The organism is Methylobacterium aquaticum, assembly GCF_001043915.1.
GTDB classification, from domain to species: Bacteria; Pseudomonadota; Alphaproteobacteria; order Rhizobiales; family Beijerinckiaceae; genus Methylobacterium; species Methylobacterium aquaticum.
In genome coordinates, this window is sequence record NZ_LABX01000236.1 from 1 (window position 1) to 5,677 (window position 5,677).

Consider the following 5,677-nt stretch of genomic DNA (forward strand, 5'->3'; position numbering starts at 1 on the left):
GCCGCCTTCACCCGCCGGCCCAGATCCGCGACGAGGTCGGCGGCGGCCGGAATTTTGTCCGCGATGCCCCCGACCGCGCCCGCCACCGCCTCGAACCCCGCCACCGCCTCGCGGGAGGCCGAGCCGGCCTCCGCGAGCCGGGCCGTCAGGCTCCCGACCGCATCGTCGACCCGCCGCAGGGCGGTGGCGTCGCCGGCCGGGACGGCGCTCGCGGGCTCCATCGCGCGCTGGAGCTTTGCCAGAGCCTCCGGCGCCGCGATGCGGGTGATCTCGTCGCGCACCTCGGCACCGGCCCGCGCCATCGCGGCGGCGATGCGACCGCCTCCGGCCTCGACCGCCCGCTCGGCCTGACCCATCGCCTGCTCGGCGAGCGGCCCGGCCCGGGCCAGCGCGCGCTCATAGGCGTCGACATTGGCCTCCAGGGAGACCACCAGGCGCTCGATCTCGGTCGTCATGCGGGCGATCCATCCTCGTCGAGGCCGTCTTCGTGGAGGCCGCCCTGGAGCCAGGCCCAGAGCGCGTCTTCCTCCTGGGGCGTCGGGGCGTCCGGATCGCGGGCGCGGTTGAAGCCGTCGATATAGGCGGCGAGCTGCCACAGGCTCATCGCCCGCAGGTCGGCGGCGGGCAGGCCCATGGCGGCGGCGGCCCCGTAGAAGGCCGCGAAGGCGAGCCGCCCCTCGGGGCCGGCGGCCCCGGCCGGGCGGCCGACCCGCTCCTCCTCGCTGCCCTCCAGCGCCGCCGCCAGCACCAGGGCGGCCTTGGCGATCAGCGGGATGCAGGGCAGCCCGTCGAGGCGGCGGGCGATCGCGTGGGCGTCCGGCACCGGTGTGCCGCCACCGATCAGCCCGAGGCGCAGGACGTCGCGCACGTCCTGGAACCGGTAGCGCCGTCCGGCATGGAAGCGGTGCAGCAAGGCCGCCGGACCGGATCCCGTCGCCTCTTGCAACGCCTCCAGGTCGCCGATGGCGAGGCGGAAGCGGTGGGTGGTGTCCTCGAGGGCGAGGTCGATATGGCCGTCGCGGCTCATGATGGCCTCAGGCCGCCGCCGTGAAGGCCACGGCCCCGGTCGATTGCAGCGCCACCGAGACGGTGCAGCGCTCCCCCCGCACGGCGCCGACCTCGAAGCTGGTGAGGTGAAACAGCCCCTCCCAGGCACCGCCGCCATCCGCTCCGGTCCCGCTCACCTCGACCCGGGCGCGCACCGGCGCATCGGATTCGTAGGCGGCGCGCCAGCGGGCGAGGCTCTGGCGCGCCATCACGCCCTTGCCCGAGACCGCCACGGACTTCGACACCGCGAACCGGTCGACGAAGGGCGCGGCGTCCTCGTTGGCGCAGTCGGGCACGACCGCGCTGTTGGTCTCCTTGGTGAACTGCGCCGCGCGCTCGGTGAGGCCGCAGGGCGCCTCGAAGGTGCCGGCATGGGCGAGACTCTCGAGCTTCACGGCGATCGCCGAGAACGGCAGGGTGGTGGGCTGGGCCATGAGGATGCTCCGTGGGACGTCAGAAAGCTTCGGCCGCCACGGCGCCGAAGCGGGCGACGCCGTGCCAGGAGCCGGGCCCGAGGGGTTCCGGCAGGACCAGGCTGCGCTCGTGCGACAGCCACAGGAGTTCGCCGCGCCCGAGCGCCAGGTCGGCCTCGTCGAGGGCGGCGGCGACGGCGGCGAGCAGCTCCTGCACTGGCCGCAAGTCCCGGGCCCCGCGCAGGAAGGCGTGGACGGTCAGGCGGCAGGCGCAGCCGCGCCAGCCCTGCGCCTCGTAGGGGCCGACCTCCGGCGGATCGACCCGCAGGAACGGCCATTCCTCCCGGGTGCTCACCGCCTCGCGCACCCGGTCGCCGACGAGCGGGCGCAGGGCCGGATCGGCGAGGAGGGGGGTCCGCACCGCCCGCAGGAGATGGGACGAGAGGTCGAGGCCGGCCATCACGCCCTCCCCGGGCGGCGCGCGACCGCCGGGCCGATCACCGGCCGGGCGGCGCGGGTCGCGGTGCCGAATTCCCGGGCGATCAGGCCCGGCGCCTCGACGGTGACGGCGGCGCCCGCGGGCGTCGCCGTCGCCTCGGCGCGTCCGTTGCGCAGCTCTTGCTGGATGTCGGATGCCAGCGTGCGCGCGGCCTCCCGCGCGCGGGCCCGCGCCGCGTCGCCGCCGGTGCGAACGAGGCGCGCGAGCCGCGCCTGGAGCGGGCCGGTTTCGATCCTCTGCGTCACAAGGGGCGTCCCTGGATGAGGGCGTGGCTGCCGGCGGGGTCGGTCTCCACCGCGACGATGCGGTGCCGGATCCCCGCCAGGGTGATCTCGTCGTCGGGGTTCGGGGGTGGGCCCGGCGTCAGCACGATGGCCCGCACCAGGCGGCCCGGCAGGCCGGGCTCCTCGGTGGCGTCCCGGGCGCCGTCGATCCGGGCCCGGGCGGGCGTGTCCGCGACGCCGTCGGGGCCGACCCGGTGCAGGACGGCGTCGTCGAACAGGGGGGCGAGGACGCCCCCGAGATGGCGGCCGAGTCCGTCGAGGAGGCCCATCACACCACCGCCACGCCGAGGCTGTTGCGGCACATCACCTCGTGGAAGCGCCGCCCGTAGGAGGTCAGCCCGAGAGTGCCCGGGGCCGCCTCCGCGGGCGGGTCGCGGCGTTCGAGGTGGAGCGTGCCGCTGCGCAGGGCCTTCAGGTCGAGGGCGCCCGCCCGGGCAAGCTCCGCCTCGGGCCCGCCCTGCCCGTCGAGGGTGAGGGTATGGGCGGCGTGGAGCATCCGCCCGAGGGCGGCCTCCGCCGCCGGCCAGTTCGCGCCGACCCGCGGGCCGGATTCCGCCAGCGCCCCGGCGATCGCCGCGTCGGACACGCCCGCGAAGGCCGGGAACCGGGCCCGGAAGGCGTCCGGCGTGATCGTCTCCGCCATCTCACGTCTCCCCGCCGGAGGGCGGCCGCTCGCGACCGCGGCGGCGCTCGGGTCTCGGATCCGGTGCTCCCGGATCGGGCTCCGCCTCGATCCGCACCTCGCCCGCCGCCTCCCAGGCGGCGAGGCAGGGATCCCTCCGGTCGGGGAGCGCGATCACCGCGCTCTCGCCCGGCACCAGCAGCCGGGGCGTCCGCGCCCCCTTGGGCCAGACCAGCCGGGGGCCGGCGGCGTGGTTCGTCACCCGCATCATGGTCCAAGCCTCCCCTAGATGCCGTCGAGGTAGCGGCAGGCGGCGGGGCGGCGGATGTCGAGGCCGCCGAGGCGGAAGGCGCCCGGCACCTCGAAGCGCCACGGGCCGGTCTGCCAGGCCGGGAAGAACCGGAACGGCATCGGCAGCCACAGCTTCAGCACGGACGGGTCGCGGCGATAGGCGACCATGCGGGCGGTGCCGCCGGTGCCGGCGGTCTCCAGGGTCCGCACGCCGAAGACCGTCAGGTCCTGGCCCGTCTCCAGGGTGTAGACGTTGTGGCGCCGGATCCAGTCGAGCAGCGTGATCGGGCTCGTCGGGTCGAGGCGGCGCAGGCCGAGGCTCAGCATCTGGTCGTAGGGCAGGAGCAGGGTGTCGGCCATCTCGACCGTGCCGCTGCCGGTGAAGATGCCGACGAGCTGGCCGTTGATGTCGGTCAGCACCTGCTCGGCGGTCTTCTGGGCCCAGAGGGTGCTGCCGCCGGTGCCGGTGGCGGCGGCGCTGCCCACGGTCACGCTCGGATGGTTGAGCAGGCCCGAGAAGCCCTTGGTCGCGTCGCCCTGGAGGGCGACCTGGTCGATGAACTCCTCGGACGCCTGCCGGGCCGCGTCGGCCTTGTCGGCGTCGAGGGTCATGCCGAGGAGCTGCGCCTTGCCGAGTTCCTCCAGGTCGTAGCCGTAGCCGATCCCCGCCATGGCGACGGTGGTCTCGTACTGGCGCCGCAGCATCTCGACCTTCGGCACGTCGGTGGCCGCGCCGTGGACCCAGATCGCCTGTCCGACCCGGTCGACCGAGAAATAGGTCACGGTCGCCACCCATTCGGGCGCTGCGGTGTCGACCGGTACCAGCCGCGGATAGCGGATCGCCGGGTACTGGTTGCGGTAGACAACGGGCTCGATGAAAGCCTGCTGGCTGACCAGGAAGGCCAGGGCCCGGGGGGCGTCGGTGAGGAGGGTGCGGGTCATCGGGATGCTTCTCGTCAGTTCAGGCGCAGGCGGACGAGGCCGCCGGCGGAGCCCGAGGTGTCGAACAGGGCGCCGGGAATGAGGGTGTTGCCGGAGGCGGTGGCCGTGACGGCGCCGGCGGCGGTGACGTAGGCGGGGCCGCCGGCGTTCGCCGCGGTGGCGCTGACGACCCAGACCGTGCCGCGCACCATCACGGGCGCCGTCTCGCCCTTGGCGAAGAGGTCGGTGCCGCTCGCATTCGGCCGCGCGTTGCGGTCGGCCAGCACGATCCCGCGGAACACCGACCCGGCTGCGGCGATGCCGTCGTCGCGGGTGCCCTGGAAGGCGGCCCGGCCGAAGGCGATGCCGTCCGTGGTCTCGACGGTGCGGCTGACGATGGTGGCGGGATCCTGGTCGGCGGCCATGCCCTCGTAGGCGGCGGCCGGCCGGGCGGGATAGCTGGACTGGATCGTGGGCATCAGCGGGCTCCTGCGGGTTTCCAGGCGGTGCGGAGGGTCTCGACCATGGCGGCATGGGCCGCCTCGGGCGTGAGGGCGTCGGCGGTCCGGTGGCGAAGGGCGTCGCGCAGCGGGTCCGGGGCGTGGGGCCGCGCGCCGCGGCGCGGGTCGGCGGCGACGACCCGGAAAGCGCCCTCGATCGCCGCCGGGCTCATGGCGGCGGCCTCCGCCTCGCCGAGCGTCCGGGCGATGGCGGCCCGCCGGATCGCCTCGGCATCGAGGCCGGCGGGATCGAAGGCGTCGCCGAGGATCCGGCGGGCGTCGGCGACCAGGTCGGCGCGCGCGGCGGCGAGCGCCTCGAGGGCGGCGGCGTCCGGCACCCGGGCGCGGAGCGCCGCGACCTCGCCGTCGCGGGCGGCCAGGGCGGTCTCGGCGGCCTCGGCCCGTGCCTCGGCCTCGGCGAGGCGCCGGGTCAGGTCGGCATCGCCGATGCGGCAATCCGGGCCGGCCCGGCCCTGCGCCACGATGGCGACGTGGTCGACGATCACATTCGTCTGGCGGGCGTCGTAGCGGCTGCCGTCCGGGGCGGTTCCGGGGGTCCAGTCGAGGTCGCAGGTATAGCCGACCGAGACCTCGCGCCGCCCGGCCTGCACGGCGGCGATGGCGGCGGAATCGGCGAGCAGCATCGGGATGCGGACGAACTCGCCGTCGCGCACCACCTCGTCGCCGACATGGCCCCGCGCCACCCCGCGCCAGGTCCGGGGCGTCACCGCCTCGGGCGGGTGGTCGAGGGTGACGGGCTTGTGGCCGAAGCTGCGCAGCGATTCAGGCCGGAAGATCTCGTCCGGGTCGCGGTAGATCCGCACCTGCGCGAGATCCGGCCGGGCGACCTCGTCGCCGCGATAGACCTGGACGTTGCCGGCCCGCGCCGCGCGGGCCTGGACCACCAGGGCGCCGTTGCCGAGCGGGCGCGCGCCCGCGATCTCGGCCGCCGGGCCGAGGCTGAGCCTGTCGAAGAGCTGCATGGGGATGGTCTCGGGTTGGGGGAGATGATGTCGCGCCCGCTAAGCAGACTTGCGTTGGCAGGCCCACGCTTCGTCCGCTTACGTCTGTGTTTGATCGCAGATTTTTTCCCGCCAAAC

At 75.4% G+C, this 5,677-nt stretch carries 10 protein-coding genes and 1 pseudogene; all 11 read right to left on the reverse strand.

Annotation, left to right across the window (positions count from 1 at the left end; translation table 11 throughout):
• A pseudogene (locus VP06_RS37370) lies at positions 1-455 on the reverse strand (hypothetical protein); the annotation flags it as partial.
• On the reverse strand, positions 452-1,027 hold the full coding sequence (locus VP06_RS26420) for a gene transfer agent family protein (RefSeq protein WP_048466791.1): 576 nt from the start codon (positions 1,025-1,027) through the stop codon (positions 452-454). The pseudogene VP06_RS37370 and the gene VP06_RS26420, both read right to left, overlap by 4 nt.
• 7 nt (positions 1,028-1,034) lie before the next feature.
• Entirely contained in the window at positions 1,035-1,481 is a 447-nt protein-coding gene (locus tag VP06_RS26425; protein ID WP_048466792.1) for a phage tail tube protein, read from the reverse strand.
• Positions 1,482-1,500: 19 nt separating this feature from the next.
• Positions 1,501-1,920 carry a DUF3168 domain-containing protein gene (locus tag VP06_RS26430; protein ID WP_048466793.1) on the reverse strand — a complete coding sequence of 140 codons (420 nt, stop codon included), beginning with the start codon at positions 1,918-1,920 and terminating at the stop codon, positions 1,501-1,503.
• Positions 1,920-2,204, reverse strand: a complete 285-nt coding sequence (locus VP06_RS26435; RefSeq protein ID WP_156295783.1) for a hypothetical protein — start codon at positions 2,202-2,204, stop codon at positions 1,920-1,922. The genes VP06_RS26430 and VP06_RS26435 overlap by 1 nt, the downstream gene beginning before the upstream one ends.
• Entirely contained in the window at positions 2,201-2,512 is a 312-nt protein-coding gene (locus tag VP06_RS26440; RefSeq protein WP_048466794.1) for a hypothetical protein, read from the reverse strand. Before VP06_RS26440 ends, VP06_RS26435 begins: the two co-directional genes overlap by 4 nt.
• Complete coding sequence (locus VP06_RS26445) at positions 2,512-2,886, reverse strand: DUF4054 domain-containing protein (RefSeq protein ID WP_048466795.1); 375 nt, start codon at positions 2,884-2,886, stop codon at positions 2,512-2,514. Before VP06_RS26445 ends, VP06_RS26440 begins: the two co-directional genes overlap by 1 nt.
• A 1-nt stretch (position 2,887) precedes the next feature.
• Complete coding sequence (locus tag VP06_RS26450; protein WP_063928447.1) at positions 2,888-3,136, reverse strand: hypothetical protein; 249 nt, start codon at positions 3,134-3,136, stop codon at positions 2,888-2,890.
• A 14-nt stretch (positions 3,137-3,150) separates the two neighbouring features.
• Positions 3,151-4,098: a DUF2184 domain-containing protein gene (locus VP06_RS26455; RefSeq protein ID WP_048466796.1), complete on the reverse strand. Its 948-nt coding sequence runs from the start codon at positions 4,096-4,098 to the stop codon at positions 3,151-3,153.
• A gap of 14 nt (positions 4,099-4,112) precedes the next feature.
• Positions 4,113-4,556, reverse strand: a complete 444-nt coding sequence (locus tag VP06_RS26460) for a structural cement protein Gp24 (RefSeq protein ID WP_048466797.1) — start codon at positions 4,554-4,556, stop codon at positions 4,113-4,115.
• Complete coding sequence (locus VP06_RS26465) at positions 4,556-5,560, reverse strand: DUF2213 domain-containing protein (RefSeq protein ID WP_048466798.1); 1,005 nt, start codon at positions 5,558-5,560, stop codon at positions 4,556-4,558. Before VP06_RS26465 ends, VP06_RS26460 begins: the two co-directional genes overlap by 1 nt.
• Positions 5,561-5,677 lie beyond the last annotated feature (117 nt).

Excerpts from the sequence above, each read along its gene's own strand:
- VP06_RS26420 (WP_048466791.1), bottom strand. The coding sequence starts at position 1,027 with ATGAGCCGCGACGGCCATATCGACCTCGCCCTCGAGGACACCACCCAC.
- VP06_RS26425 (WP_048466792.1), bottom strand. The coding sequence starts at position 1,481 with ATGGCCCAGCCCACCACCCTGCCGTTCTCGGCGATCGCCGTGAAGCTC.
- VP06_RS26460 (WP_048466797.1), bottom strand. The coding sequence starts at position 4,556 with ATGCCCACGATCCAGTCCAGCTATCCCGCCCGGCCGGCCGCCGCCTAC.
- VP06_RS26455 (WP_048466796.1), bottom strand. The coding sequence starts at position 4,098 with ATGACCCGCACCCTCCTCACCGACGCCCCCCGGGCCCTGGCCTTCCTG.
- VP06_RS26465 (WP_048466798.1), bottom strand. The coding sequence starts at position 5,560 with ATGCAGCTCTTCGACAGGCTCAGCCTCGGCCCGGCGGCCGAGATCGCG.
- VP06_RS26445 (WP_048466795.1), bottom strand. The coding sequence starts at position 2,886 with ATGGCGGAGACGATCACGCCGGACGCCTTCCGGGCCCGGTTCCCGGCC.
- VP06_RS26430 (WP_048466793.1), bottom strand. The coding sequence starts at position 1,920 with ATGGCCGGCCTCGACCTCTCGTCCCATCTCCTGCGGGCGGTGCGGACC.
- VP06_RS26440 (WP_048466794.1), bottom strand. The coding sequence starts at position 2,512 with ATGGGCCTCCTCGACGGACTCGGCCGCCATCTCGGGGGCGTCCTCGCC.
- VP06_RS26450 (WP_063928447.1), bottom strand. The coding sequence starts at position 3,136 with ATGATGCGGGTGACGAACCACGCCGCCGGCCCCCGGCTGGTCTGGCCC.